At 65.2% G+C, this 25,369-nt stretch carries 23 protein-coding genes; 8 read left to right on the top strand and 15 right to left on the bottom strand.

Annotated features, from left to right (window positions below; translation table 11 throughout):
* Positions 1-64: 64 nt before the first annotated feature.
* Positions 65-1,672: an excinuclease ABC subunit UvrC gene (locus tag K0B96_RS16620; protein ID WP_220162077.1), complete on the bottom strand. Its 1,608-nt coding sequence runs from the start codon at positions 1,670-1,672 to the stop codon at positions 65-67.
* Between the two features lie 220 nt (positions 1,673-1,892).
* Here K0B96_RS16620 and K0B96_RS16615 point away from each other — a divergent pair, with 220 nt between their 5' ends.
* The gene (locus tag K0B96_RS16615) at positions 1,893-3,224 is read left to right on the top strand and encodes a CinA family nicotinamide mononucleotide deamidase-related protein (protein WP_220162075.1); all 1,332 of its coding nucleotides are present in this window, start codon (positions 1,893-1,895) and stop codon (positions 3,222-3,224) included.
* A gap of 82 nt (positions 3,225-3,306) precedes the next feature.
* On the opposite strand, the gene K0B96_RS16610 is transcribed toward K0B96_RS16615, so the two are convergent.
* Entirely contained in the window at positions 3,307-4,221 is a 915-nt protein-coding gene (locus K0B96_RS16610) for a phosphoribosylaminoimidazolesuccinocarboxamide synthase (protein WP_220162073.1), read from the bottom strand.
* Positions 4,222-4,327: 106 nt separating this feature from the next.
* Positions 4,328-5,170 (bottom strand): SDR family NAD(P)-dependent oxidoreductase, encoded by an 843-nt coding sequence (locus tag K0B96_RS16605; RefSeq protein ID WP_220162071.1) that lies wholly within the window; start codon positions 5,168-5,170, stop codon positions 4,328-4,330.
* Positions 5,171-5,563: 393 nt separating this feature from the next.
* On the opposite strand from K0B96_RS16605, the gene K0B96_RS16600 reads away from it, so the two are divergent.
* From K0B96_RS16600 to K0B96_RS16590, 3 genes are read left to right on the top strand one after another with little or no spacing between them, the layout of a single operon-like run.
* Positions 5,564-6,562 carry an HlyD family secretion protein gene (locus K0B96_RS16600; RefSeq protein ID WP_220162069.1) on the top strand — a complete coding sequence of 333 codons (999 nt, stop codon included), beginning with the start codon at positions 5,564-5,566 and terminating at the stop codon, positions 6,560-6,562.
* An 18-nt stretch (positions 6,563-6,580) separates the two neighbouring features.
* Positions 6,581-8,128, top strand: coding sequence for a DHA2 family efflux MFS transporter permease subunit (locus K0B96_RS16595; RefSeq protein ID WP_220162067.1), 1,548 nt, complete (start codon positions 6,581-6,583; stop codon positions 8,126-8,128).
* Positions 8,129-8,137: 9 nt separating this feature from the next.
* Entirely contained in the window at positions 8,138-9,781 is a 1,644-nt protein-coding gene (locus K0B96_RS16590) for an efflux transporter outer membrane subunit (RefSeq protein ID WP_220162065.1), read from the top strand.
* Positions 9,782-9,819: 38 nt separating this feature from the next.
* Here K0B96_RS16590 and K0B96_RS16585 read toward each other — a convergent pair whose 3' ends face one another.
* The 9 genes from K0B96_RS16585 to K0B96_RS16545 form a co-directional block, all read right to left on the bottom strand.
* Positions 9,820-10,173 carry a DUF3088 family protein gene (locus K0B96_RS16585; RefSeq protein ID WP_220162063.1) on the bottom strand — a complete coding sequence of 118 codons (354 nt, stop codon included), beginning with the start codon at positions 10,171-10,173 and terminating at the stop codon, positions 9,820-9,822.
* A gap of 38 nt (positions 10,174-10,211) precedes the next feature.
* Entirely contained in the window at positions 10,212-11,378 is a 1,167-nt protein-coding gene (locus K0B96_RS16580) for a trans-sulfuration enzyme family protein (RefSeq protein ID WP_220162061.1), read from the bottom strand.
* Between the two features lie 24 nt (positions 11,379-11,402).
* A complete protein-coding gene (locus tag K0B96_RS16575; protein ID WP_220162059.1) occupies positions 11,403-11,900 on the bottom strand; it encodes a DUF488 domain-containing protein in 498 nt (165 codons plus the stop codon).
* A gap of 26 nt (positions 11,901-11,926) precedes the next feature.
* A complete protein-coding gene (locus K0B96_RS16570) occupies positions 11,927-12,667 on the bottom strand; it encodes a ferredoxin--NADP reductase (RefSeq protein ID WP_220162050.1) in 741 nt (246 codons plus the stop codon).
* Positions 12,664-13,146 carry a carboxymuconolactone decarboxylase family protein gene (locus tag K0B96_RS16565; protein ID WP_220162048.1) on the bottom strand — a complete coding sequence of 161 codons (483 nt, stop codon included), beginning with the start codon at positions 13,144-13,146 and terminating at the stop codon, positions 12,664-12,666. Before K0B96_RS16565 ends, K0B96_RS16570 begins: the two co-directional genes overlap by 4 nt.
* A gap of 31 nt (positions 13,147-13,177) precedes the next feature.
* On the bottom strand, positions 13,178-13,489 hold the full coding sequence (locus tag K0B96_RS16560; RefSeq protein WP_220162046.1) for a metal-sulfur cluster assembly factor: 312 nt from the start codon (positions 13,487-13,489) through the stop codon (positions 13,178-13,180).
* On the bottom strand, positions 13,486-14,847 hold the full coding sequence (locus K0B96_RS16555; RefSeq protein ID WP_220162044.1) for a hypothetical protein: 1,362 nt from the start codon (positions 14,845-14,847) through the stop codon (positions 13,486-13,488). The genes K0B96_RS16560 and K0B96_RS16555 overlap by 4 nt, the downstream gene beginning before the upstream one ends.
* Complete coding sequence (locus tag K0B96_RS16550; RefSeq protein ID WP_220162042.1) at positions 14,840-15,400, bottom strand: DUF2249 domain-containing protein; 561 nt, start codon at positions 15,398-15,400, stop codon at positions 14,840-14,842. The genes K0B96_RS16555 and K0B96_RS16550 overlap by 8 nt, the downstream gene beginning before the upstream one ends.
* Positions 15,401-15,571: 171 nt before the next feature.
* The gene (locus tag K0B96_RS16545; protein WP_220162040.1) at positions 15,572-16,489 is read right to left on the bottom strand and encodes a LysR family transcriptional regulator; all 918 of its coding nucleotides are present in this window, start codon (positions 16,487-16,489) and stop codon (positions 15,572-15,574) included.
* A 79-nt stretch (positions 16,490-16,568) separates the two neighbouring features.
* On the opposite strand from K0B96_RS16545, the gene K0B96_RS16540 reads away from it, so the two are divergent.
* From K0B96_RS16540 to hemN, 4 genes are all read left to right on the top strand, one after another.
* On the top strand, positions 16,569-16,814 hold the full coding sequence (locus tag K0B96_RS16540) for a ferredoxin (protein ID WP_220162038.1): 246 nt from the start codon (positions 16,569-16,571) through the stop codon (positions 16,812-16,814).
* Between the two features lie 274 nt (positions 16,815-17,088).
* Positions 17,089-17,604 (top strand): carbonic anhydrase, encoded by a 516-nt coding sequence (locus K0B96_RS16535; protein WP_220162036.1) that lies wholly within the window; start codon positions 17,089-17,091, stop codon positions 17,602-17,604.
* A gap of 63 nt (positions 17,605-17,667) precedes the next feature.
* Positions 17,668-18,144 carry a heme-binding domain-containing protein gene (locus K0B96_RS16530; protein ID WP_220162035.1) on the top strand — a complete coding sequence of 159 codons (477 nt, stop codon included), beginning with the start codon at positions 17,668-17,670 and terminating at the stop codon, positions 18,142-18,144.
* 125 nt (positions 18,145-18,269) lie between these two features.
* Positions 18,270-19,715, top strand: a complete 1,446-nt coding sequence (gene hemN, locus K0B96_RS16525) for an oxygen-independent coproporphyrinogen III oxidase (protein WP_220162033.1) — start codon at positions 18,270-18,272, stop codon at positions 19,713-19,715.
* Positions 19,716-19,945: 230 nt separating this feature from the next.
* Here hemN and K0B96_RS16520 read toward each other — a convergent pair whose 3' ends face one another.
* The 3 genes from K0B96_RS16520 to K0B96_RS16510 all read right to left on the bottom strand — a co-directional run bounded on the left by K0B96_RS16520 (position 19,946) and on the right by K0B96_RS16510 (position 25,334).
* Positions 19,946-21,481 carry a sulfatase-like hydrolase/transferase gene (locus K0B96_RS16520; RefSeq protein ID WP_220162031.1) on the bottom strand — a complete coding sequence of 512 codons (1,536 nt, stop codon included), beginning with the start codon at positions 21,479-21,481 and terminating at the stop codon, positions 19,946-19,948.
* Positions 21,482-21,511: 30 nt separating this feature from the next.
* Complete coding sequence (locus tag K0B96_RS16515; protein ID WP_220162029.1) at positions 21,512-24,187, bottom strand: TonB-dependent siderophore receptor; 2,676 nt, start codon at positions 24,185-24,187, stop codon at positions 21,512-21,514.
* Positions 24,188-24,284: 97 nt separating this feature from the next.
* A complete protein-coding gene (locus K0B96_RS16510; RefSeq protein ID WP_220162027.1) occupies positions 24,285-25,334 on the bottom strand; it encodes a LacI family DNA-binding transcriptional regulator in 1,050 nt (349 codons plus the stop codon).
* Between the last annotated feature and the right edge of the window lie 35 nt (positions 25,335-25,369).

Genomic DNA, 25,369 nt, shown 5'->3' with positions numbered 1-25,369 from the left:
AGCAAAGGCGGCCCACGAGGCCGCCTTTTTCGTGTTCGCAACGGCGGCCGATGCCCGAAGCGCGCTACGCGTTCGGGGCGGCACGGGGCGGTGCGGGCGGGGGCGCGGCGGGCGCGGGACCTTCGCCGGGGAGGTCGCTGGCGGGCGGTGTGGGTGGCGTCAGCGGCGCGCTCGGCGGCGCCGCGACGTCCGTTGTCGGGTCTGGCGCGCGGTGCAGAAACGCGTGGAGTTCCGCCGCCATGCGTCCGCCAAATCCGGGCACCTCGGCGATTTCGTAGGCCCGGGCGGCGCGCAGGCGTTCGATGCTGCCGAAGTGATCCATCAATGCCGCACGGCGCGCGGGGCCGATGCCGGCGAAGTCGTCGAGGACGCTCTCGCGAATTTTTTTCGAACGCAGATCCGAGTTGTAGGTGTTGGCGAAGCGGTGGGCTTCGTCGCGCAGGCGTTGCAGCAATTGCAGGCCGGGGTGCGAGAGCGGCAGGTTGAGGGGCGCGCGTTCGTCGGGGAAAATGATCGTCTCGTGTTTCTTCGCGAGGCCGATGAGGGCGGGCGGGGTGAGGCCGATCGCCACAAACGCTTTCAACGCGGCGCCGATCTGACCGCGGCCGCCGTCGATCACGACGAGATCGGGCAGCGCGCGTTGCTCCTCGGCGAGGCGGCGGTAGCGACGGCCGACGACTTCCTCCATGGCGCGAAAATCGTCGTTGCCGATGAAGCTTTTGATTTGGAAACGCCGGTAATGGTCTTTGTCCGGGCGGCCGTGCGCGAAGTGCACCATGGACGCGACGACGAACGTGCCGGAGATGTGCGAGATGTCGAAGCACTCCATCGTGCGCGGCGGCGCGGGGAGGGCGAGGGCTTCGCCGAGCGCCTGCATGGCGGCTTCGTCGGCGGACGGGCGCGTGGGGTCGCTGCGTTCGAAGCGGCGGGTTTTCGCGAGTGTGCGTTCGAGGGCGAAGACGACGTCGCGGAGCTCGGCGGCCTTTTCGAATTCGTGTTTCTCGGCGGCGGACGCCATCTCGGCGCGAAGCGTTTCGAGCCACTCGCGGGATTTGCCTTCGAGGAAGCCGCACGCGTCGTTCACGCGATGGCGGTATTGCTCGCTGGTGACGGTGTTGGGGAAGCCGTAGAGCTCCTGGCGCACGTCGTCGTAGAGTTGCCAAGAGCCGTCGGGCAGGCGGTGCGGCGTGCCGTCGCCGAGCAGGATGCCGAATTGGCGGCGCATCTGCGCGAGGGTTTTGCGCAGGAGGCCGCTGTGCGCGAAGGGCCCGAAGTAGCGGGAGCGATCCTCCTTTTTCAGCCGCGTGAGGCGGAAGCGCGGCAGCTCTTCACCCAAATCCACGCGCACGAGAAGGAAGCGTTTATCGTCGGTGAAGTCGGTGTTGTAGCGCGGCCGCCACTGCTTGATGAGTTTGCCTTCGAGCAGCAGCGCTTCGGGCTCCGACTTCACTTCGATGGTTTCGAAATCGGTGATGAGGTCGATGAGCGCGCGGATTTTCGGTTGCTGCAGCGTGAAGGCGCGCGACGGCTGAAAATAAGACGAGACGCGTTTCTTGAGGCTCTTCGCTTTGCCGACGTAGATGATGCGGCCGAGGCGGTCCTTCATCAGGTAAACGCCGGGCCGGTCGGGCAGTTGCCGGACCTTCTCCTTGAGGTTGATGGCTTCGCTCATGCGGACACCACCACGCGGGCACCGGCATCGCGCGGCGGGGAAACGTGCGCCGCGCGCGGTCTCCAGCCACGGCGTGCGACGAGATCAGACCGTAGGTCGGAACCGGACGCAGGGAAAAGGCGGAGAAATAAGTCGGCAAACATCGGCGGATCGGTCACGCCAGTTCTAGCACCGCAACTGGCATTTTTCCAGATTCCGCCTAATCTCCCGCCTCGCAAGTATGGTTTCCTCCAGTTCGGCCAATCACCCGCTCAAGCCGGTTTCACAGCTCCATTATGAGCTGCTGACGCTGGGCGACGAGCTGTTGCTCGGGCTCACGCCGAACAGCCACCTGACCTACATCGGCGCGCAGCTCGGCCGGCGCGGCGTGTTGCTGCGGCGCAGCGTGACGATCACGGATGAGGCGGACGCCATCGCGCGGCAGTTTCGCGAAAGTTGGGCGCAAGCGGACGTGATCATCACCACCGGCGGTCTCGGCCCGACGTGCGACGATCGCACCCGCGAGGTGCTCGCGGAGGTGTTGGGGCAGGCGCTGGTTTACGATGCGGCCATCGAGCAGGCGATCATCGAGCGGTTTGCGCGCCTGGGTAAGAAAATGACGGCGAACAATCTGAAGCAGGCGTTTCGTTTCGAGCGCGGCGAAGTGCTGGCTAACCCGAACGGCACGGCGCCGGGCCTGTGGGTGGAACAGGATGGCAAGGTGTTATGCATGCTGCCGGGGCCGCCGAACGAATTGCAGCCGATGCTCACCGAGCAGGTCATTCCGCGGCTGGCGGAGCGCGGGTTGCTGGCGTCGCGCGAGGCTTATCTGCAGTTGCGCACGGCGGGGATCGGCGAATCGATGCTCGAGATACGGTTGGAGCCGATTCTGCAGCGGCATCAGGAGGCGTTGAGCGTGGCGTTTTGTGCGCACCACGGCCACGTGGACTGCCGGCTGAGTTCGCCCACTGGCGCGCTCAGCGAAGCGCAGCTTCTCGCGCTCGGTCGCGAATGCGAACAACTCCTCGGCGAAGATTTCGTCACCTTTGGCCAGGATTCGATTGCGAAGGTGTGCGGCGAAGCGTTGCGGGCGCAGGAGAAAACCCTCGCTGTCGCGGAGACTTCGACCAGCGGATTACTTGCGCAGGCCTTCGGAGACTTGTGTGGCGCGGGAAAGTTTTTTGCGGGCGGCGTGATCTGCTGTTCCAACGATTCGAAGATGCAGCTGCTCGATGTGCCCGAGTGCCTCATGATGCAGCACGGCGCGGTGAGTGCGGAATGCGCGGTCGCGTTGGCGACGGGCGCGGCGGAGAAACTGGGTGCCGACTACGCGCTCGCGATCACGGGCTTCGGCGGGAAATGTGGCGGGCCGAAGGAAAATCCGGCGGGGATGATTTTCGTGGCGCTCTATTCGCCACACGGCGTGTGGTCGAAGAGCCTGAATTTTCCCGGCCCGCGTGCAGTCGTGAATGTGCGGGCGGTGAACACTGCGCTCGATTGGTTGCGCCGTGAGCTGATGCGGGCCGCGCGGGAGCAATCCTCGCCGCAACGTCGCTCAGGCGTGATGCAGTAAATGGCCGGCGGCGCGGAGCTGCGTGCCGCCCGCGAGCGAAAACGTTGTCTGCTTCGGCGAGCGCGGATGCGCGCCGGTCGGCTCAACGCCCGATGAGGTTGCGGAGCGCGGCGAGATATTTCTCCTGGGTGCGGGCGATCACGTCGGCAGGCAGGCGCGGCGCCGGCGGCTTTTGATCCCACTTCAACGCGAGCAGATGGTCGCGCACGAATTGTTTGTCGTAGCTCGGCGGCGATTGATCCGGCGCGTAGTGATCGGCGGGCCAGTAGCGCGAGGAGTCAGGTGTCAGCACTTCGTCGATCAGGAACAGGCGGCCCGCGGCGTCGGTGCCGAATTCGAATTTCGTGTCGGCGAGAATCATGCCGGCGGCGTGCGCGCGTTCGTGACCGAGGCGGTAGAGGGCGAGGCTGGTGGCCTTCACCTTTTCGTAGAGCGCGGCGCCGACGATGGCGGTGCCTTGGGCGTCGTTGATGGGTTCGTCGTGCTGGCCTTTGGGCGCTTTGGTGGTGGGGGTGAAAATCGGTTCCGGGAGGCGGTCGGCCTGGCGAAGGCCGGGCGGAAGCGGAATGCCGCAGACTTGGCCGGTTTTTTGATACGAACTCCAGCCGCTGCCGATGAGGTAGCCGCGGGCCACGCATTCGATCGCGAGCGGCTTGAGTTTGCGCACGATCATGCTGCGCAACTGGAGATCGCGATCGTGGATCCCGCGGCGGGAAAACTCGCCGGGCTGATCGGGCAGCAAGTGGTTTTGAATCACGCCGGCCGTTTGCGCGAACCACCACAGGCTCATCTGCGTGAGAATGGCGCCCTTGCCGGGAATACCGTCCGGCAGGATGACATCGAACGCGGAGAGCCGGTCGGTGGCGACGAGGAGCAACGCATCGCCGAGATCGAAGATTTCCCGCACCTTGCCGGAGGCGAGATGGGGAAACGCGAGCCCGTCGATCGAGGTGCGGGCGGTGGTGGGCAGGGCGGCGGCGATCTCGGCGTAAGTCATTGCTCTCAGTTGCAACGAAAGCGGGCGCGGCGCGAAGACAATTTTCGTCGGAGACCGATCCCGCGCCGTGCGCTGGCGGCAGGCGCCGGCGCAGAGCCGCCAAGTTTCACGCGCGCAGCGCCGTGATGCGTTCGAGCACTGCGGTCGGCAGCAGCCATTTCAACGCGAGAAAAACGCGGGCGTGAAACGGGCCGTTGTAGCGGGCGCGCGGCCAGCGCGCGGTGAGGGCCTTTTCGACGAGCCGCGCAATATCGTCCGGCTGGCCGGCGATGCGCCGCAGGCGTTGGACTCCGGCGCGCACGCCGCGAAAATACGGCGCGTAAGGGCCGGCATGCGACGTGACCGCGTCGGACGCCGCATCGGCCGCGGCGATGAATTCTGTGGCAATGAAGCCCGGGCGGATGAGCGTCGCGCGGACGCCAAAGGGGCGGAGTTCACCACGCAATCCGTCGGTCAACGCTTCCAAGGCGTGCTTCGTGGCATCGTAAACGCTGGAGAGCGGGCGGGCGATGCGACCGGCGACGGAGCCGATGTTGACGATGCAGCCATCGCCGCGCTCGCGCATGGCGGGCAGGACGAGTTGCGTGAGCGCCACGAGCGAGAAGACGTTGGTCTCGAAATTGCGGCGCAGGAGTTCGAGGGGCACGAGTTCCACCGGACCGCGCGTGCCGTAGCCGGCGTTGTTTACGAGGGCGTCGATGCGACCGAATTTGGCGCAGGCCGATTCGACGATGCGCGCGCGGTCGGCCGAGAGCGTGATGTCGCCGGCCACGGCGAGCACGCGTTCGCCGGAAGGATCGAGTTCGCGCGCGAGAACTTCGAGGCGGTCGCGACGTCGCGCGGTGAGCACGAGGCAGGCGCCCGCGCGGGCGAGCCGCCGCGCCGTGGCTTCGCCGATACCGGACGAAGCGCCCGTGATGATGACAACCTGTTGGGCAAGCGAGCGCATGAGACGACGAGCGTTGAAGCCATGGATGAATCTCCGGCGCAAGCCCCGCCGGCGGCGCGCACCGAGGGCGGCGTCGAACCGCGGGGAATTGTCGTTGTCCGCACTGAGGCCCATCGTTTCCCGCCTGCGGCCGGTCACGCCATGAACGAACATCGAGACGAATCCTCCCGCCCTCCCCGCCGGGACGCGGAGCGTGAGGAAGCGAACTCGGAGAAACGTGGAACAGCGGATCAGGGCGGAGCCGACGCGCCTCGCGACCAACCGGGGAAACGCCCGCCACCTGACCGCCGCGCGGACGCCAGGCACGAGAGCCGAGGCGCGTCCGACGAACCTTCGCCACACGACGAGAAACCAAAGCCCTCGTGGGCCAAACGGCCGCTCGTCGCCGGAGCGGTGTTTCTGCTGGTTGTTGTGCTCGTGGTCGGCGGAGCGCTGTGGTGGTTGCACTCGCGCCATTACGAGTCGACCGACGACGCCGCGCTCGATGCCACGCCGCAACGCGTCAGCGCGCAGGTGGCGGGCCGCGTCACGCGGGTGCTGGTGGCGGACAACCAAACGGTGGCGGTCGGGGCCGTGCTCGTGGAGTTGGACTCCGCGGATGCGCAGACCTCGCAACAGCAGGCGACGGCCGCGCGCGCGCAAGCGGCCGCGCAACTCGCCGAGGCGGACGCGCGCAAGGCGTCGATCGTGGCGCAAGCGGCGCAGGCGCGGGCGAATCTCGGCGTGGCGGAGACGAAAGCGGATAACGCGGCGAACGATCTGCAACGTCTCGTGGGGCTGCGGCGCGAGGAGGCGGGATCCGTTTCCGGCGAACAATGGGACCGCGCCGTCGCCGCCGAAAAAACCGCCGCGGCGCAAGTGGAAGCGGCGGCGAAAGGTCTGACCGCCGCCCAGTCGCAGGTGCAGTTCGCCGATAGTCAGATCGCCGCGGCGCGGGCGGGGCAGGCGAGTGCGGAGGCGCAAGTGCGGCACGCGGACCTTTTATATTCCTACGGGCAAATCAAGGCGCAGATCGCCGGTCGCGTGGTCAACAAAAGCGTGGCGCCGGGGAATTTCGTGACGCCCGGCACGGCGTTGATGGCGATCGTGCCGCGCGGCGTTTTTGTGACGGCGAATTTCAAGGAAACGCAGCTCACGTTGATGCGTCCCGGACAAGCCGTGGAAATCACGATCGATGCGTATCCCGATCTCAAACTCACCGGCCGGGTCGATAGCGTGCAGGCCGGCACGGGCCAGGCGTTCAGCGCCCTCCCAGCCGAAAACGCGTCCGGGAATTGGGTGAAGGTCGTGCAGCGCGTGCCGGTGAAAATCACCATCGACCATCTGCCCGACGATGACCGTTACACCTTCGGTCCGGGGATGTCGGTCTCCGTCAAGGTGACGGTTCGCTAAGCGTGGGAAAGCCGAGCCATGCCGTCCGCCGCGTCAGGTCATCCGCTCGAGCGATCCGCGGCGGGCCACCGCAATCCGTGGCTGGTGGCGGTGGTCGTATCGATGGCGACGTTCATGGAGGTCCTCGACACGAGCGTGGCCAACGTCTCGCTGCCGCACATCGCGGGGAATCTCGCGGCGACGCAGGACGAAAGCACGTGGGTGTTGACGAGTTATCTCGTGAGCAACGCGATCGTGCTGCCGATCAGCGGGTGGCTGGCGACCGTGATCGGGCGGAAGCGGTTCTATCTGTCGTGTGTGGCGTTGTTTGGCGTGAGTTCCTTTCTGTGCGGCCTTGCGCCTTCCCTCGGAATGCTGGTGTTTTTCCGCGTGTTGCAGGGGATCGGCGGCGGTGGTCTGGCGCCGACGGAACAGTCGATCCTCGCGGACATGTTTCCGCCGGAGAAACGGGGCCAGGCTTTCGCGTTGTATGGCATCGCGGTCGTGGTCGCGCCGACGCTGGGGCCGACGCTTGGCGGCTGGATCACCGACAACTTCACGTGGCGGTGGATCTTTTTGATTAACGTGCCGGTGTGCCTCGCATCGCTGTTTCTTGCGGGGCGGATGCTCGTCGATCCGCCGGCGGTGCAACGCGATCGCGAGCGGGCGCTGCACGGCGGTTTGAAGATCGACTATCTGGGCTTCGCGCTGGTCGCGCTCGGACTCGGTTGTCTCCAAGTCGTGCTGGACAAGGGCCAGGAGGACGACTGGTTCGCGTCGCCGTTCATCCTCGTCTTCGCGATCGTGGCGGGCCTGTCGCTGCTGTTTCTCGTGGTGTGGGAACTGGCGCAGGAACACCCGATCATCGACCTGTCGCTGATGAAGAACCGCAATTTCGCGGCGTCGATGGTGGTGATGTTTGTGACGGGTTTCATTCTCATCGGCACCACGCAGGTCATCCCGCGTTTTTTGCAGACGATTCTCGGCTACTCGGCGATGCAGGCCGGGCTCGCACTGACGGCCGGTGGCTGCGCGACGCTGCTGGTGATGCCGCTCGTCGGCAGCCTGACCAGCAAAGTCCCCGCGAAATATCTCATCGTCATCGGACTGGTGATCGAGTGCTTCGCGTGTTTCCACCTGAGCGGGATCAACACCGAAATCAACTTCGGCCACATGGCGATGGCGCGCGTGTTTCAGGCGGTGGGCCTGCCGTTTCTCTTCGTCCCGATTTCGGCCATCGCTTACGCGGGCATCCCGGCCGGGAAAAACGACGACGCGTCGGCGCTGATCAACACCATGCGCAATCTCGGTGGCAGCTTCGGGATTTCGTTCGCGACGACGTTGCTGGCGCAGCGCGGACAGTTCCATCACAGCCGTCTCGCCGAGAGCGTGAGCGGATACGCCCCGGCGTGGCAGCATCAGCCGATGGACGCGTGGGGCGAAATCGCGCAACGCGTGACGCGGCAGGCGACGATGCTGAGTTACATCGACATCTTCTGGCTGCTCGGATGGATGGCGGCGCTGGCGATTCCGATCACGTTCATCCTGCGGCGTCCGCCACCGCACGGCGCGCCGGCGGCGCACTAAACGAGAGCCATGCATCTTTCGCACAAATTCAGTCTCACCGTCGCGGCCTTGCTTTTCGCCGCGGGCTGCACTGTCGGTCCGAACTACCACGCGCCCCAAACGAAGATGGCCGACGCGTTCACGCCGACGAAAATTGTCGGCGTGGCGGATGCAGCGGGGACGGTGGTGCCGGGCGAGGATGCCGTGCAGCGTTGGTGGCTCACGTTTCACGATCCCGAGCTCACGGGCCTGATTGAGCGCGCGGTGGCCGGCAACCGCAACTTGCGACTCGCAGCGTCGCGGGTGCGCGTGGCGCGACTGCAACGTGCGACCATTTACGCCGGCGCGTTGCCGGGCGTTGATGTGAGTGGAGGGATCAACCGCGGCCACGGCAGCAAGAATGTCACGCTGCCATTCGGTGGCGGGAGTGGTGGCGGTGGCGGCGGTTCGGCCGCACCGGCGGCGGAAACGCGCAGCGTGCGCGCCGAGCGCGACGCCCCGATGGCGTCTGCCGGACCGGGCGGCGGAGGTGCGGCCGGCGCGGCTGGCGGCGCAGCGGCGAGCGGTGGCGGACAACCGGCGGGGCCGCAAAGTCCGTTGGGCGAAGGCGGCCTGCCGGGCACGACGACGACGCTTTACCAGGCGGGATTCGACGCCACGTGGGAGATCGATTTCTTTGGCGGCACGCGGCGCGCCCTCGAAGCGGGGGATGCATTGGTCGCGGCGGCGGAGGAGCAGCGCCGCGCCGTGCAAGTGTCGCTTCTCGCGGAAGTCGCGGAAACCTATCTGCAACTGCGCGCGACGCAGCAGCGTTTGCAACTCGCCCGCGCCGGCCTCGCCGCGGCGCAAGGCACGCTGCGAATCGTGGAGGCGAAAAAGAAGCATGGCCTCGCGACTGATCTGGACGTGGCCCAGCACACCGCGGAAGTCGCCACGACGGCGGCGGCGTTGCCGCCGTTGGAAGCCGCGGCGCAGGTGGCGACGCATGCGTTGGCAACGCTGATGGGCGAGCCGCCGTCGGCCTTGGATGACGAACTGGCCGACGTGACGCCGGGGCCGGCGATCCCGGCGGAGGTGCCGGTCGGCGTGCCATCGGACTTGTTGCGGCGCCGGCCGGATATTCGAGCCGCCGAGCGCCAAGTGGCGGCGGCGACGGCGGAAGTGGGGGTGGCGCAAGCAGACCTTTTCCCGCACTTCAGCCTCACGGGGGCGTTTGGTTTCGACAGCAGTCAGCCGCGCGATTTGTCGAAGTGGTCGAGCCACTACTATTCGATCATCCCGGGCGTGCGCTGGCCGATTCTCGATTGGGGCCGCGCGCGCGGGGCGGTGAAAGTGCAGGACGAACAACAGCGCCAGGCGTTGACGCAATATGAGCTGGCTGTGCAGCAGGCGTTGCAGGACGTGGCGGATGCGCTGGTGCGCTATGACGCGGCGCGCGGGCAACGCGTCGCGCTGGCGGAGGCGGACGCCGCCGCGCAACGAACGTTCGCGCTGGCGCAGCATCGTTTCGCGCACGGGCTCGTCGATTCGCTGGTCGTGCTCGAGGCGCAACGTTCGCGGCTGCGGGCGCAGGATGCGCTGGCGCAAGGCGACGCCGCGGTGCGCACGCAATTGGTCGCGCTCTACAAGGCGCTCGGCGGCGGATGGGAACCGGCGCCCACCGCGCGCGAGTGACCAGCGGGCGGCGGATGATCCGCCGCCCGCGAAAACGTTCAGGGAGGAAACGGCCGTCCCGTGCCGCGCACGTGCGCGAGATAAAGCCCGATCTCGCGCGTGCCTTCGATGAACGACCGGCCGTGCGCGGAATGGATGATGAGTCCGGAGGGGAGATTCGCGGGCGCCGCCGCGAGCACGAGCACCGGGCAGCTTTGGTTTTCGGCCCCGAGGAGTTCGACGAGTTCCGGGCGCGGACGCGCAAAGTCCACCCAGTGGATTTCGACGTGCTCCTTGAGCTCCGGGTAGAATTCTAAAAGCCCGACCATCTCGGCGCAGCCCGGGCAATAATACGGGCCGTGGCCTTCGTGCTGAAATCCGGATTTGATGATATACAGGTGATCGCGGTTCATAAAATTGAGGGAGCCAAGGCTTGGTCCGCAGCGCGACGCTATTGTTTCACGAGTGCCTGCTCGAGGTCGGCGATGAGATCAGCGGCCTCTTCGAGGCCGACGGAAAGCCGCAGCAGGCCTTCGCTGATGCCGGCTTCGCGACGCTCGACGATCGAGAGAGTGCGATGGGACGTGCGGCTCGGCACACAGATCAAACTTTCGACACCTCCGAGACTGAGCGCGGGGAAAATAATCCGCAGCCGGCTGAGCAAATTGTCCACCTGGCCGGGGTCCCGGAGCTCGAAGGAGAGCATACCGCCGAAGCCGCGCATCTGGCGGGCGGCAATGGCGTGGGTGGGGTGATCGACGAGGCCGGGATAGTTGACGCGCTCGACGGCGGGATGGCCCTGCAGGAACCGCGCAATTTCCGCGGCGTTTTCGTTATGCTGGCGGACGCGCAGGGAAAGCGTTTTCAGTCCGCGTTCGAGCTGGCCACAGGCGTGTGCATCGAGCATGCCGCCGTGATTCACGGCGCTCGCGGTCACGCGTTGGATCACGGCGGACGTGGAGATGACGGCGCCGGCGTTGAGATCGCTGTGGCCGTTGAGATATTTCGTGGCGCTGTGCAGCACGACGTCGAGGCCGAGCGTAAGCGGGTTTTGATTGATCGGCGTGGCGAAGGTGTTGTCCACCGCGGTGAGAATTCCTTTCGCGCGGCCGATTGTGGCGATGGCGGCGAGATCGATGCAGCGCAGGAGCGGATTCGAGGGCGATTCGACGTAGATCAGTCGCGTGTCGGGCCGCACGGCGGCGGCGAGTTCAGCCGCATCGCGACCGAAGGAAATGCGCACGCCGAAACGGGTGAGCTCCTTCGTGACGAAGTGATGCGTGCCGCCGTAGAGGTCGGCTTGAAACACCGCGTGATCGCCGGGGTTCAACACCGCGAACAGCAGCGTGGAGATGGCGGCCATGCCGGAGCCGAACACCAGGGCGGCCTCGCCTTGTTCGAGCGCGGCGAGTTTGCGGGCGATCACGCGCTGGTTGGGCGCGTTGAAGTAGCGCGGGTAGATGTTTTCGTTGGTCGCGTTGGGATACGCGTAGGCCGTCGAGGGAAAGATCGGGCTGCACGCGCCGCGGGTCGCGGGGTCGATGTGCGTGCCGGCATGAATGCAAAGAGTGGCCGGCTGGAGAGGCCGGGCGGCGGAGGAAGAAGACGGGTTGTTCACAAGAAGTTGGAGGGTCGCGCACGCTTAACGGCGGTCAGCATCGTCGTCAAAATCGTTGAAGTCCGCCAGGTAGCAGGTGGGGCTGGCGAACTCCGGCGGATGCGGCGCGGATTTCTTTTGGGCTGCTGGGGCGGCGGCGCGACGGGGCTTCGCGGAGACGGGCGCGGCGGTGCGGCGGAGGCGGGGGGCCAGGAACGCGCGCAACGCGACGACGTTGTTGTGCTCGGCATCATGCGAGCTGAAGAGGAGGGTCACTTGGCCTTTGCGGGCGGCGGTCAGGATCGGCTGCCAGGCTTCCGGGTGCGCCGTGAGTTCCGCGCGGTAACGGCGCTGAAATTCCGGCCACTTCCGGGGATCGTGCGCGAACCATTTTCGCAAGGCCGTGCTGGGGGCGACGTCTTTCAGCCACGCATCCATTTTCAGCGCTTCCTTCTTCACGCCGCGTGGCCAGAGCCGCTCGACGAGGAGGCGGGTGCCGTCGGTCTTGGCGGGCGGATCGTAAGCGCGTTTGAGTTGGAGCATGCGGCGAACGTTTGACGCGCGTTGACTCAGTAACCGCCGAAATCTTCGGCGCGGATGTCGTCGTCGTCCACTCCGGTTTGATTGAGCATGGCGCGGGTGCCGTGCACCATGCCGGGAGGGCCGATTACATAGTAAACAGGCGACGGCACTCCGCTCAGGTGCTTGTTCAACAGGGCGGGGCCGATGCGTTCGGCTTCTCCGTGCCAGGGCCGGGTCGACTTCGCCAAGCCGGTCATCGTGGCGATAACGGCGAGCTGCGGATGGGTCTGCGAGAGCGCGGTCAATTCATCGAGAAACGCCGCGTCTTCCGGACGGCGATTCGAGTAGAAGAGAAAGAGCCGGTGCGCGAGCCGGTCATGCGCCGCGCGCAGAAGGATGCTGCGAATCGCGGTGATGCCGATCCCGCCCACGAGGAACACGGCGGCGCGCTGCGGATTGTTATGCAAACGCAAGCTGCCGCCGGGCGCGCCGAGTTTGACTGTGGTGCCCAAGGCCAAGCCGGGCAACTGGCGCTTGAACGCCGTGTCGCGCAGACGCGTTGCCACCATCAGGAAGTCCTCGTGCGGCGCGCTCGCGATGGAGAAGTAGCGGGTGTCGCCTTCGGCATCGGTTTCCGTGGGCTGCAGGAGGGTGACGTCCATTGCCTGCCCCGCGACGAAGTCGAAGCCGGCGGGTTTTTCGAATTGCAACGCCAACGTTCGCTCGGCGACGAGAAACCGATTCTTGAGTGGGACCAAGTAGTCCGAGGGCGGCGTTGCTGTGCTCATAAAGGGGCGGGTGAAGAAGCGCGGGCCGGCGGTTGGTAGCCGCCGGCCTCCTTGCGGAACGCAATCGAGAGGCGGTTCCAACCGTTGATCGCGACGATCGCGAGGGTGAGATCGACGAGTTGCTGTTCGTCGAAGTGCGCGCGGGCTTCCTGGTAAACGGCATCGGGCACCGGGTCATCGCCGCACAAGCGCGTGACCGCCTCGGTCCAGGCGAGCGCGGCGCGTTCCGCTGGCGTATAATACGGCGCCTCGCGCCAGGCGGACAAACCATAGAGGCGCTGCTCCGTCTCGCCGGCGGCACGCGCATCCTTGGTGTGCATATCGAGGCAGAAGGCGCAGCCGTTGATCTGCGACGCGCGCGTTTTGACGAGTTCGAGCAGGCGGTGATCGAGGCCGGCCTGGCGCACGTGAGCTTCCAGCGTGCGCATCGCGGCAAAGGCTTTCGGCGACGCGGTAAAATAATTCAGTCGTTCTTTCACAGCAGAAATAAGAATCGCGGTGCGTTGTCCGTCAATCGATCCGACCAAGCTGGCGGTTGGCGGCTTCGCTTAACATCGCGGGCGACCACGGCGGATCGAAGACCATGGCAACGTCCACCTTCGTCGCGCCGGGGAGATTGGCGACCGCTTGCTTGGCGCCCTCGTAGATCCAGCCGCCGGAGGGACAGCTCGGCGTGGTCAGCGTCATCGTTACGGCGACGGCGCCGTCGTGGCACTCGACGCTGTAGATCAAACCCAAGTCGACAATGTTGATGCCGAATTCCGGATCGGGAATGCCGCGCAGGGCATCCCAGACGGCGGTTGAATCAAGAGGCGCGTTCATGGAAGTGAAACGGATTTCCGTGCGGGCGCGGACACGCTCACGCCGCCCGGGCGCAGGTGCCGCAACACACCGATCATATCGGCGGTGAAAAGCGCCACACCCGCCGCGAGCATCCAGACGCCGATCACCAGCCACGCCTCGCTCAACCGCCACGTGCCGATGAGCAACGGAGCGACGGCGGCGAATTGCAGGCCGAGTCCCCATTGCTCGAGCCGGGCGTGCGTCAAGGCGCCGGCCGCGGGCGTGGGACTGCGGCCGACGCGAGGTCCGTAAGCGCGCATCCACGTGAGAAAGGGCACGATCTTGCACATCATTCCGGCGATGCACGGCAGCAAGCCGCCGGCGAGTGCAAGGAGGGCGTAAGGCATCGCGCCGAAACCGCCCGCCGCGGATCCCCCCGGCGCGCCGGGAATCAGCAACGCCACGCCGACCACAGCGGCGAAACAAAGCCCCACGCCGCCTCGCAAGAACGCCTGCGTGCCCGGATCGAGCGCACGTTTTTTGCGCGTGGCGAGGGCGCGACTCAGGCCGACGGCGGAGCACGTCAGCCCGGCGGTGATGATCGCGGCACCGCCGACCGCGAACCAGCCGCATTGCCACGTCAACGCCGGCGCAAGGACCACGAGGCCGATTTGCGAAAGGGCCAGGCCGAGACCGGCGAGCCGCCAGTTGCGCACTTCGCCCAGCGTGAACATGGGCACGAGTTGAAAGCCGACGCCTTGCAGCAGCGTGACAAAGAATCCCACCAATCCCAGATGCGCGTGCGCCCGCAGGAGCACGATCGGATCGAGCGGGATAAAGAGCCAGTAGCGGTTGGCCGCCAGCAGCAGTCCCACCAACACGGTGGTGAGGAGCCACGCAGCGGCCAGGACCAGCGACCACGCCACGACGCCGCCGCGGCCCGACTGACGCACGGTGCGCCACGTGTTGACGGAAAACAGCAAGACGCCCAACGCGACGAAGAAGGCGAAGTGGCCGAGCGCCTTTAGATCCCACACCCAAAACGAATAGACCATTCCGGGCACGCCGACGGCATGCAGGCCGAAGTGCCACCACCCGTAACGTTCGCTGACGAGCGTCGTGCCCAGTGCCACCGGGGCGAGTTGGTAAATGGCCCCGCAGGCGACCGTCACGAAAAACCCCAGCACCCACGCATGCGTCAACGCGACGACGTGCGGGTGCGCGTGCGGCCGGGCGAGTGCCGACGGATGCGTGATGAGCAGCGCCGTTGCGACGACGAGCCACGCCAGCGCCAGCATCATGAACGCCAGAGGCAATCGCCCTTGCGCGGCGAGCCAGCCGCCCGGCTTCACCGTGCGTGGGGTGGTCGTGGATGGCGTTGATATTGCCTCAGGCACGGCTGAGCAGCGTCACCCAGCTGCCGTCGGGTTGCGCGGAGCATTCGTGACGGAAACCGCGTTGCTCGGCTTCGCCGAAAAGATGGCAAGGTTCCCGATCGGTGCACGCGCGCAACGTGGCGCCGGGCGGCAGCACCTCCAAGGCGTCGAGGATGCGAATCAACGGCTCCGGCGGTTCCAGACCGCGCACGTCGATTTCGTGCGCGCCTCGCTTGAGGGCGGGTGTCGAGGCTGGCGTCAGGCTGGCTGGAGCAGGCGGCTGCGGCGCCGCGCCGCTGACGGCCTTGGTCTTGGTGATCTTCACGCGAAATTCCTCAGGGCCGCGCTCCAGATAGTTCCACGTAAATGCCTCGGGAAATTCCGCGGCAAATTGATAATATAGCGGGATCGGATCGTGGTCGTTCAGCAGGATGAACGATTGACCGACCGCCAGATCGAACCAGCGCTGAAAGATTTGCGCGTGTTTGGTGCGGCCGGGGAGCGGTCTCACGTCGAACACGTTGTCGTCGGCGCGCGGGGAATCGGAGGACGAGGGCGAGAAGGGAGGAATCATAGTGGAGGCAAAGAGCTGGGCGTGGCCGCCTGCGCGCACGCAGCGGAGGGCGGCGGCGAGGGACGACTCATGGGCGCCAGTCTCGCGCCAGATCGCCCGGCGCGCCTTGATCCAAATCAACGCGGAGAGGGATTCGTGGTGCGGACGGCTTTCCCCTGCCGCCCGCACGATTCAAAACAACACGTTGTCGATGAACTGCAGGATGTGGGGCGGCAGTTTGCGGTGGCGACGCACGAGCACGACGAGTTCGCGTTCAAAACGTTCGGGCCAGGGCAGGCGGCGCAATGATCGCTTGCGACCGTAGAGCGCCAGCGCGCGCACCGGCACGAAACTCACGCCCATGCCCAATGCCGCGAGGTTGATGATGAGATCGAAGTTATCGAGCTGCATGCCCGGCGGCACGCGGCAGCCCTGCCGGGTCATCCACGCGTGCAGGCGGCGCCCGGTGTTCGAGCGCTCGTCGAGCACCAGCCAGTTCTGGCGATTCAACCACGCCAGGCGCCGGGCGCGGGTCGCAGCGTGCGCCTCGAAATCCGCGGCCGCGGCGGGCGAGCCGACGAGAGCGAACGTGTCGGTGAAGCGGTGGGTGATCCGCACGGTTTGGGGCAGGCGGTGCGGCGGGCTGAGCACGCCGACATCGAGCTCATTGGCCTCCAAACCGGCGTGGATCTCCGCGCTCGATTGGGCCGCCACGCGGTAGCCCACGTGCGGCAGCCGCCGCAGGTTGGCGTGGAAAAATCCCGGCAGATACGCGAGCCCCACGGAGCGCGAAACGCCGACGCGGATTTCTTTTTTCGCGTCTGTGAATTCCTCACGCAGCGACTTCAATGTCTGGGCGACATCGCCCACCAGTCGTGCGGATTCGCGCCACAACGCCTCCCCGGCGGGCGTGAGCGTCACGGTGCGGGTCGTCCGCTCGAAGAGTGTGAGCCCGAGGCTGGCCTCGATGCCTTGGACTTGGCGCGTCACGGCGCTTTGCGTGAGGCCGGCCACCTCCGCCGCGCGCGTGAAACTGCGATGCTGGGCAACGAGGTGGAAGAGATGCAGCTCGTAAATGTCGAACGGCGCCGTCGTGAGAAATTCATTCATCGCGTGCATGAAAGGATACGACTAATGAATTTTACGCGCAAGCCGGCAGCCATTACTTTGGACCTGTTCCCAACCGCCCATGGCTATTCCTGCTGATCGTCTCCCGCAAAATGTCCCCGGCCGCTTCTATGTCGACGCCCAGTGCATCGATTGCGACCTCTGCCGCGAAACCGCGCCGTCGATTTTCGCCCGCCACGATGAGAGCGGTTATTCGTTCGTGCATCGTCAGCCGGTGACACCGGAAGAAATCGCGCTGGCCCAAGAGGCGATTGAAGGCTGCCCCGTCGAGGCCATCGGCAACGATGGCGAAGCAGCAGCGCCTTGAGGGTCGCATCCCGCGTCGGCAACACTTGACCTTGATCAAGGGTTGGCGCGTTTCAGCCGTCCCGCCGCTTGCCGACGATGGGGAGGTGGGGGTTTAATTCCTTCGTGCGCCGATCGATGAAAGTCTCCTCCGGCTGTTTGCGTGGCCATCGAGGCGCAGACGACCACGCGCGGTCGCTGCGAACGTGCGGGCGCGTGTGCGCGCTGACCGATCCGCAAAGCACCGCGTTCGCTCGCCGGAGCCGTTGTAGTGAAGCCCGGTTGAAACCAATTCTATGAACGCACGCTCCTCTCCTCGTCGGTGGCCCTTCGTCGCCGTTTTCGCCCTCCTCATCCTGCTCGTGGAAAGCGGCTACTTTTTCTGGTCCCGCCGGCAGCATCCGCTCGAGCGTGTTGCTGGGCACAGCGGCCATGGCGCCGTCGGCCTCACTCTCCAGCACGGCGAGCGCTGGGAGACGGATGCGCCTCTGCGCTCGGGCATGCAACGGATCCGCGACGCCGTCGCTCTTTCGTTGGACGAGGCACACGCAACGACCACGGCGCCTGCTGCCGCCAAGACACTCGACGCCACCGTGCAGGAAAACGTGGCCTACTTGATTCAAAACTGCCGGCTCCCCCCGGCCGCCGATGCGGACCTGCATGTGATCCTGAGCGAACTGCTGGCCGGTGCCGATCTCCTCGCGGCCGACGCACGGTCTGTGGAAGGCAAGGCGAGACTGACACACGCATTGCAGGCCTACGCCACTCACTTCGACCATCCCAACTGGCGCTCCCTGCCCGAGGCGCATTGATAAAGTCGACGGCGCTTGGCGGAGGTTCTTCATTCAACCAACTCACATCATTCCACGGCCGTCATGAAATCGCTTCTTAAAAAACTCCTCGTCGTCCTTTTCGCCGCTGTCGTGGTGATTCAGTTCTTTCCTCCGAGGCGAAATGTCTCGGCCACCGTTCCCGGCCCTCAAGATATCACGGCGCTGCATCCGACGACGCCGGTCGTTAAAGCGATCCTCGCCGAGAGTTGTTACGACTGTCATTCGGACAACACGCGTTATCCGTGGTATACGCGAATTCAGCCGGTCGGCTGGTGGATGCAACATCACGTCAACGAGGGCCGCAAGGAGCTCAATTTCTCCCAGTTCGGCACTTACACGCCCAAACGCGCGCGCAAGAAAATGGACGAGACGATCAAGGAAATTAAGGGCGGCGATATGCCGCTTTCGTCCTATGTGATCGTGCACCGCGCCGCGAAACTGGACCCTGTTCAGATCCAGCAAGTCGTGGACTGGGCGAACGGCGTCAAGGCGAGCATCCCGGCGCCTGCCGTGCCTTGAACGCAGTCTCAACGTCGCCCCAGTGGTCGGGCCCGCGTCGGTCTCCGCAGCCGGCCGTTTGATCGGCTCCTTGACTTGATCCAAATCAAAGCGGCGGACGGCTGGGGCTGTTAAAGTCGGCGCCTGTGCTTGGGCGCGCCACGATCGCGGCCGGTGACGAATGGTCGCTGGTGGCGGTGGCACCCATGCGCTCGTTCACGATGATAACCGTCGATCTCGATCTCGTTCGCAAATACGACATCTCCGCACCGCGCTACACCTCTTACCCGAGCGCGACGGAGTTTCGGGATTACAGCGATCCGCAGCCACTCTTGGAGCATGTTGAGCGCTCGAACCGCGACGCCTCGCTGCCGCTCTCGCTTTATTATCATCTGCCGTTTTGCGAAACGCTCTGCTGGTTCTGCGGCTGCACCACCGTCATCACGCTCAACCACAAAAGCTCCGATGCGTATCTCGACTATTTGGAAAAGGAAGTCGGCCTCCTCGCGCCCCGCGTTCACCCCGATCGCCTCGTCACGCAACTTCACTATGGCGGCGGCACACCCACGTTCTTTCAACCCCATGAACTCAAACGCCTCGATGCGCTGACGCGCCGGCATTTCAAGTTCGCGCCGCAGGCCGAACTCAGCGTGGAGGTGGATCCGCGCCGCCTTTCGCACGCTCAAGTCGTCGCGTTGCGAGCGAGCGGCTTCACGCGCGCCTCGCTCGGCGTGCAGGACTTCAATCCGAAGGTGCAGGAGGCGGTTCACCGCATCCAGCCGCGCGCGTTGACGGAGCAAACCATCGCGTGGCTGCGCACCGAGGGCTTCACCTCTCTCAATCTCGATCTCATCTACGGCCTGCCTTACCAGACGGTGGACACGTTTCGCGATACCCTCGAACAAGTGCTCGAACTCGAGCCCGACCGCCTCGCTGTTTTCAGTTACGCCCACGTGCCGTGGATGAAGCCCGCGCAAAAAATTCTGGAACGCGAATCCGCGCTCCCGACGCCCGAGACCAAGCTCGCGATGCTCAAGCTCATCACCGAAACGCTGACCAGCCGCGGTTACGACTACATCGGGATGGATCACTTCGCGAAGCACACCGATGAACTCGCCGTCGCCCAACGGGCTCGCACGCTGCAGCGCAATTTCCAAGGCTACAGCACCCGCGCCGGCGCCGAGATTCTCGCGTTTGGCATGTCCGCCATTTCGCAGACGCCTTACAGCTACCGGCAAAATCACAAGACGCTCACCGGCTATTACGCCGCCCTCGATCGCGGCGCGCTTCCGATCGCGCGAGGGCGTGAGTTGACTGAAGACGACCGGCGGCGGCGCGAGATTATCATGCGCCTCATGTGCCATCTGGCGCTCGATTATGGCGCGCTCGCGCGGGAGTTTGGAGACGACTTTGTGACGCAGTATGCCGCGGAAATCGCCCGCCTGCGTCCGCTCGTTGACGACGGCATGGTGGTCACATCGGCCGAGGGTTTGGTCGTGACGGAGCGCGGGCGCCTGTTTTTACGCAACATCGCGACTTGCTTCGACGCTTACCGGACGGAGGGGACCGGCCGGCATTCCCGGACAATTTGATTGCGCGATCTGAGTGCGAGAGCCGAGCAAGGCAAACGCGCGGGGTCAGCGGCGCCGCCGTCCCGGAACGCAATGAATCTCACGCAAGCGACAATCGTCGCGCGGCGGAGTGAAGTGCGGGCGCGAAAAGCCCATGGCGTGTGGTAGCAAAACAGCTGCGGGGTCGCCTTGCGCCGCGCCAAATTTGCGCCGCGCACGAACAGGCTCGGCCGGCCGGCGCCGCGACGGCGTCACCCGCGCAGGGTCGAACCGGACCACTCGAGAAGCGGATCTTCCGTCTGGCGCATCCACGCCTCGAGACGGTCCTTGAATGGGGTGAGCGTCGCGCGGTCCACGCGTCCGATCAGATTGACGGTTTCATCCGGATCGTCGGCGAGATTGTAGAACTCGTCGATCGAGGTGGGGTTGTAGATGTATTTGGCCGTATCCGTGCGGACCATCCGTTGCCAGAAGGTCTGCTGGTGCCCGAAGCTTTCGCAAATGATGTGGTCGCGCTCGCGTGGCGCGGCGGGATTGCGCACCAGCGGCAGGAGGGATTTCCCCACCATGGTCGAGGGCACGGTGCCGCCGGCGCAGTCGATGAACGTGGGCGCGAGATCGAGCAGGCTCACGAATTCGTCGGACACGAGGCGACGCCCGCGCAGACTGGCATGTGAGAGGATGAAGGGGATGCGCTGCGTGCAGTCGAACATGCCAAAGCCTTTGTCCCACATTCCATAGGAGCCTTCGGTGGAACCGTGATCGGTGGTGTAAACGATCAGCGTCTCGTCGAGCTTTCCGCTTTGTTCGAGGGCGGCGAGGATGCGGCCGACGGCATCGTCGACGGCGGTGATGTAGCCGTAATAGGTCGCGAGCAGTCCGGAGAGTGTCGCCGCGGTAAAATCCTCCGTGCCCCAATACTGGCCGTAACGCCGATACATCTCCGGCTTGTCGTCGAGCGCGCAGCGGAAGTTTTTCCACGGCGGAATCTGCGCCGGATTGTACATGCGGAAATATTTTTCCGTGAGCATGTGCGGCGCGTGCGGCCCCCAGAAGTTGCAACTGATGAAGAACGGCCGGTCCGATTGCGCGTAGGCGCCGATTTTCTCGACAGTCTGCGCGGCGAGGTAGGCGGCTTCGCCGGCCTCGTCCGGTCCGGCCTGGAGGCCCGAGTATTCGAACCGCTTTTGTTTGATCTCGCTGAGCTGGTAACCGTCGACGCCGAGGCGGCGGAGGTACGCGAGGTAATGCGGATGGTGGCTGGGATAGCCGTAGCCGGGGTAGTGGATGCCTTCAAAACCGCAGTCCGCCGGCGTGGTCGTGCTGCCAATGTGCCATTTGCCGATCTGCGCGCGGTGAAAATTTTTCTCGCGCAGGGTGTTGGCGTACATCGGCCAGCGTGCGGGATCGAACGCGGTCTGGCCGCCCGCAAACGGAGCGTAGGCGGTGACGTGCTGCAGCCGGTGTTGGTGCGCCCAGACTCCGGTCAGCAACGACGTGCGCGCGGGTGTGCAGGTGGCCGTGGGCGTGAAGGCTTGGGTGAACCGGATGCCGTCGCGGGCGAGCCGGTCGAGATGCGGCGTTTGCACGATCGGGTTGCCATAGCAGCCGAGGCAGTCCGCGCGGTGCTGGTCGGAGAACAGCACCAGGACGTTCTTGATGCGCGGAGCGTCAGGATGGGGCGCCGCCTCGCGCGCGGTCGCCGACACCGGGCGGGTGAGCAGCGCCGCGGCGGCGCCGGTGCCGAGGTTTTGCAGGAAACGGCGACGGCCCATGGTGGTCGGCATCAGGAAACAGGATTGGCCAACGAACGTCGCTTAAAACTCCACCATCGCGGAGAGTTTGAAGGACCGGGGATCGCCCCAGGAGCCGGAACCGATGGCGGCAGAGCGGTAGTAGTCTTTATCGAAGACGTTGTCGACGTTGAGCGCGAAGACGGTGCGGTGCTCCCAGAGTTTGGTCTGATAGCCGACGAGCAGGCTTACGAGCGTGTAGCTGGGCGACCACAGTGCCTCCGCGATGCCGTCCTGATTGACGTCGGCGTTGCCACGGAACGTCGGTCCCCGCCAGTTGGCGCCGCCGCCGAAATAGAGGCCCTTGAGCGCACCGTCTTTGATATCGTAACGGGTGAAAAGGTTGGCGCGGGTTTTGGTATAGCCAGCGGTCGGCACGCCCTCGGGCATGGTGAGCAGGTAGGCGTCGAGTTGTGGCGTTGGCTGGTTCAGGGCCTTGGCCTGTTGCTGGAAGCTCTTGAGCTGCGGAAGCCGGTCGGCGGTTTTGATTTCGTTGGTGGCGAGATTGAACAGCAGCCGCCAGTTGCGGGTGAGGTTGGCCACCGCTTCCACCTCGACGCCGGAGGTGGTGACTTTTTCGATGTCACCGCCATTCACATCGAAGGTGGTGGGGAAGAGGGCGGTGAGCTCATTCTTCACATTCTGTTGCGCGGAGCCGAGAGCGTTGTTGCGCGCGTTGGGCTGATAGTTGTCGTAGTAGGTGGCGTTCAGCTCGAGTTTGCCGCCGAAGAAGGAGAAGCGAACGCCGATATCCTGGCCTTCGCCGAACGGAATGCCCTGCACGGTGCCGACTTGATAGCCCGTTTTGCCTTCGCCGAGCGAGAGGCGGTAGGAGCGCGCGTAGTTGTAGGTGAAGGCCAGCATGTCGTTGATGCGGAGGACGCCGCCGTAGTTGGTGCCGTCGAATTTGTAATTCACGTACTGCGGGTCGGAAAAACCGCCGGGGATGGTGTCGACGATCCACGTGTTGGCGAGAGGGCGGGGAATGCCGGACGTGGTCTTCATCTTGAACTCGTCGCGCCGGTAACCGATGAGCGTGTGCAGATGGCCGTTGAAATACGTGCCGGCGGCGCCGATGCCGACGGATGGCGTCGTGAAGTGGCGGTCGATGATCGCGCCCGTGGCGCCGACGGAGCCGGACGCGCCGGAGCCGATGTCGGGATAGTAGTCGGAAACGCCGGCGACAGGGTTGATGCTGCCGGTGAGGTTACCGCCATCGCCGTCTTTCAAGTAGTAGCGGCGGATGAATTTGTTGTTGGCGAAAACGGTGCGATTGGCGTTGAACGCCGCCACGGTGGCATCGGAGTTCACCGCGCCGAGAAAATTGGCGGTGCCCGGGGCGACGAACTCGGCCATCTTCGGATATTTCTGGCCGGGGTTGTCCTCGTGCTGCTGGGCATTCACGACGAACTGCTGCTGCATCCAGTTCAACTTGAGATCGTAGACGGCGGAGAGGCGGATGTCGCGGACGACGTTGCCGATCACCTGATGGGTGCGCTGATATTCGGTGTAGAGTTCATTGTAATAGGGATTCGGCGCGCCGCCGGGCAGGGTGGGATTGAGGTCGCGCGTGATGCCGCGGGTGGTGGCGCCCCAGATGCCGCCGCTGGAATGATACGCGTTGGCGGAGAGCTGGAGATGAAGGTTTTCGCCGATGGTCTGCTCCACTTCCACCGTGAGCGATTTCTGGTTGGAGATGTTGGAGGCGCTGGGGCCGTTGAACTGGTATTCGCGCGGCACGATCGTCGGATCCGCGATGGCGACGTTCGGGCCCGAGCTGCGGGAGCGGCCGTTGAGCCGGTAGCTGGCGCCGTTGACGGGCAGGTAGACGACGCCGCTGGCGTTGTTGTATTTGCTCGGGGTGGGCGTGGTGTAGGAAAAATTGTCGGAGAAAAGACCTTGGGAGCGGATCTCGGTGCTCTTGGCGTATTCTCCAATCACGCTGATCGTGGTCTGGCGGAAAGGGCGGTAGGTGACGGCGCCGTACAGACCGCGGAAGTCGCGATGACCGTGATCCCACCACGTGTGGTTGTCAGACTCGACGGCCGCGAAGCGGACGGCGAGCTGGTCGTTGACGCGGCGGTTCAAGTCGAGTTCGGCGCGGCGCAGATCGTAGCTGCCGCCGGTGAGTTTGATCTTGGTGAAATCCTTCGTGAAAAGGCCGCGCTTGGTGATCTGGTTCTGCGCGCCACCCAGATCGGCCTCGCCGTAGAGGAAGGCGTTGGGCCCGCGCAACAATTCCATCCGCTCCGTGCTGTAGGTATCGATCGGAGAATACCAGATCCAGCCGTTGCGCAGCGCGTAGTTGTTCTGGATGCCGCGAAAAATCAGTCGGCTCGAACCGGAGACGACGGTCGGATCGGGGTTGGCTTCACCCGTCACGGCCCACTTGGTCATGTCCTCGATCGTGAGCGCGCCGATGTCCTGGATCATCTCGGGATTGAGGATGGAGATGGAGTTCGCGACGTTCTTGAGCTCCTGCACGGTGCGCAGACCGGAGGTCGTTTGCATCGATTCATAACCGGTATCGTGCTGGCTGGTGACGGTGAAGGCGGAGAGTTGCAGCGGATCCTCCGCCGCGACCGCCGAGGCATCCTTCGGCTGCGCCTGCATCGTCGCGGCGAACGGGAGAGCGAGGGCGGCAAGCGCAGTGACAAAGGGTCGGAGGTGGGCGGTCAGGCGGGCGGGGCGTGTATTCATGGGGTTGGGATTGGCCGCGCGTGAACCTTTCACGCTGAGCTGTGCAGTCGGTTTACCGTCTGGCGGGAGGCCGCCAAGGAGGTCGCCGTTTACGCCGTTAAGTAAGCGTCGCGCCAGCGGGCGCGCGGCGCCGGCGCGGCCCGGGTGTCGTGCGCCCGGCCACCCACGTGCCGGCGACAAGATGGAGGTGCGCTTCGCCGAGCGTGCCGAAACTGTTGGTGTGAAGTTTCGCGAGGGCGTGCTCGCCGGCGACGCGTCCCAGCAACTCGTAATCCTGAAAAATACCACTGGTCGCGCTGTCAGCCCGATCGACGCCGAGGGAGACGAGCCCGACGGTCGTGGGGATTTTTTCCTGCAACTCCGCCTCGGCGTTGCCGAGGATCACCACGTCGGGCCGGTGCGCACGCAGCCAGCCGGGCAACGCCGCGCGCAGTTCGCTCTGGCGCTCGGTCATGAGGGGCGGCAGGCGGGTGCCGGGACCGAATTGCTCCACGGCGAAACGATAGCCACCGAGCCACCGATGATCGAGGCGGCGGGAGCTTTCCTGACTGAGCACAAAGCCGATGCGGCGGTAGCCGAGGGCGACGCAGCGCTCCACGGCCAGCGCCGACGATTGAAAATGATCGTTGGCCACGCACTCGATCTTCGGCGTGTGCACGCTCATGCCGAGTCCGACGACGGCCAGGCCCGAGAAGTCGAGCGCCACATGCGTTTCGCCGTAGGGCAGCGGCGCGACGATCACGCCGTGGATGTTTCGGGTGCGGAGGATTTGCAGCAGGCGGGCCGGCGTCATGCCTTCCCCTTGCAGGCTGAATTCTTCCAGCCGGCAGCCGATCTCCTCCAGCCGCGTCGCTGCGCCGCGAAACATGCTTACGTAATAACTGCGTTGCCGCCAGGGATCGCTGCGCGGATGCGAGGTCAGATAGGCAATCGTCGTCGCGCCGCCCATCGACCGGCGCTGGCGTTGCAAACTCATCAGCGCGGAAACAAGCGGGTTTGCGCGGTAACCCAGCTGCTCCGCAATGGCCGCGATCTTGCGCCGTGTGGATTCCGGAATCGAAGGATGGCCGCGCAGCGCGAGCGAGACGGCGGCGCGCGAGTAACCGGCCGCGCGGGCAATGTCCTCCATGATGGGCCGGCCTGTCATGGCACTCAACGGTGTTAATAGCCGCCCCGTTGTCA

Source organism: Horticoccus luteus (genome assembly GCF_019464535.1).
GTDB lineage: Bacteria > Verrucomicrobiota > Verrucomicrobiia > Opitutales > Opitutaceae > Horticoccus > Horticoccus luteus.
The sequence above is the reverse complement of the archived record's forward strand: the minus strand, read 5'-3'. Positions and strand labels throughout refer to the sequence as shown.

What these genes read in the sequence shown, in the direction of transcription:
- K0B96_RS16605 (WP_220162071.1), bottom strand. Translation starts at nt 5,170, where the DNA reads ATGCGCTCGCTTGCCCAACAGGTTGTCATCATCACGGGCGCTTCGTCC.
- K0B96_RS16535 (WP_220162036.1), top strand. Translation starts at nt 17,089, where the DNA reads ATGAACGCACGCTCCTCTCCTCGTCGGTGGCCCTTCGTCGCCGTTTTC.
- K0B96_RS16615 (WP_220162075.1), top strand. Translation starts at nt 1,893, where the DNA reads ATGGTTTCCTCCAGTTCGGCCAATCACCCGCTCAAGCCGGTTTCACAG.
- K0B96_RS16545 (WP_220162040.1), bottom strand. Translation starts at nt 16,489, where the DNA reads ATGAATGAATTTCTCACGACGGCGCCGTTCGACATTTACGAGCTGCAT.
- K0B96_RS16520 (WP_220162031.1), bottom strand. Translation starts at nt 21,481, where the DNA reads ATGCCGACCACCATGGGCCGTCGCCGTTTCCTGCAAAACCTCGGCACC.
- K0B96_RS16575 (WP_220162059.1), bottom strand. Translation starts at nt 11,900, where the DNA reads ATGCTCCAACTCAAACGCGCTTACGATCCGCCCGCCAAGACCGACGGC.
- K0B96_RS16570 (WP_220162050.1), bottom strand. Translation starts at nt 12,667, where the DNA reads ATGAGCACAGCAACGCCGCCCTCGGACTACTTGGTCCCACTCAAGAAT.
- K0B96_RS16515 (WP_220162029.1), bottom strand. Translation starts at nt 24,187, where the DNA reads ATGAATACACGCCCCGCCCGCCTGACCGCCCACCTCCGACCCTTTGTC.
- K0B96_RS16610 (WP_220162073.1), bottom strand. Translation starts at nt 4,221, where the DNA reads ATGACTTACGCCGAGATCGCCGCCGCCCTGCCCACCACCGCCCGCACC.
- K0B96_RS16540 (WP_220162038.1), top strand. Translation starts at nt 16,569, where the DNA reads ATGGCTATTCCTGCTGATCGTCTCCCGCAAAATGTCCCCGGCCGCTTC.
- K0B96_RS16595 (WP_220162067.1), top strand. Translation starts at nt 6,581, where the DNA reads ATGCCGTCCGCCGCGTCAGGTCATCCGCTCGAGCGATCCGCGGCGGGC.
- K0B96_RS16560 (WP_220162046.1), bottom strand. Translation starts at nt 13,489, where the DNA reads ATGAACGCGCCTCTTGATTCAACCGCCGTCTGGGATGCCCTGCGCGGC.
- K0B96_RS16585 (WP_220162063.1), bottom strand. Translation starts at nt 10,173, where the DNA reads ATGAACCGCGATCACCTGTATATCATCAAATCCGGATTTCAGCACGAA.
- K0B96_RS16620 (WP_220162077.1), bottom strand. Translation starts at nt 1,672, where the DNA reads ATGAGCGAAGCCATCAACCTCAAGGAGAAGGTCCGGCAACTGCCCGAC.
- K0B96_RS16550 (WP_220162042.1), bottom strand. Translation starts at nt 15,400, where the DNA reads ATGATTCCTCCCTTCTCGCCCTCGTCCTCCGATTCCCCGCGCGCCGAC.
- K0B96_RS16510 (WP_220162027.1), bottom strand. Translation starts at nt 25,334, where the DNA reads ATGACAGGCCGGCCCATCATGGAGGACATTGCCCGCGCGGCCGGTTAC.
- K0B96_RS16590 (WP_220162065.1), top strand. Translation starts at nt 8,138, where the DNA reads ATGCATCTTTCGCACAAATTCAGTCTCACCGTCGCGGCCTTGCTTTTC.
- K0B96_RS16530 (WP_220162035.1), top strand. Translation starts at nt 17,668, where the DNA reads ATGAAATCGCTTCTTAAAAAACTCCTCGTCGTCCTTTTCGCCGCTGTC.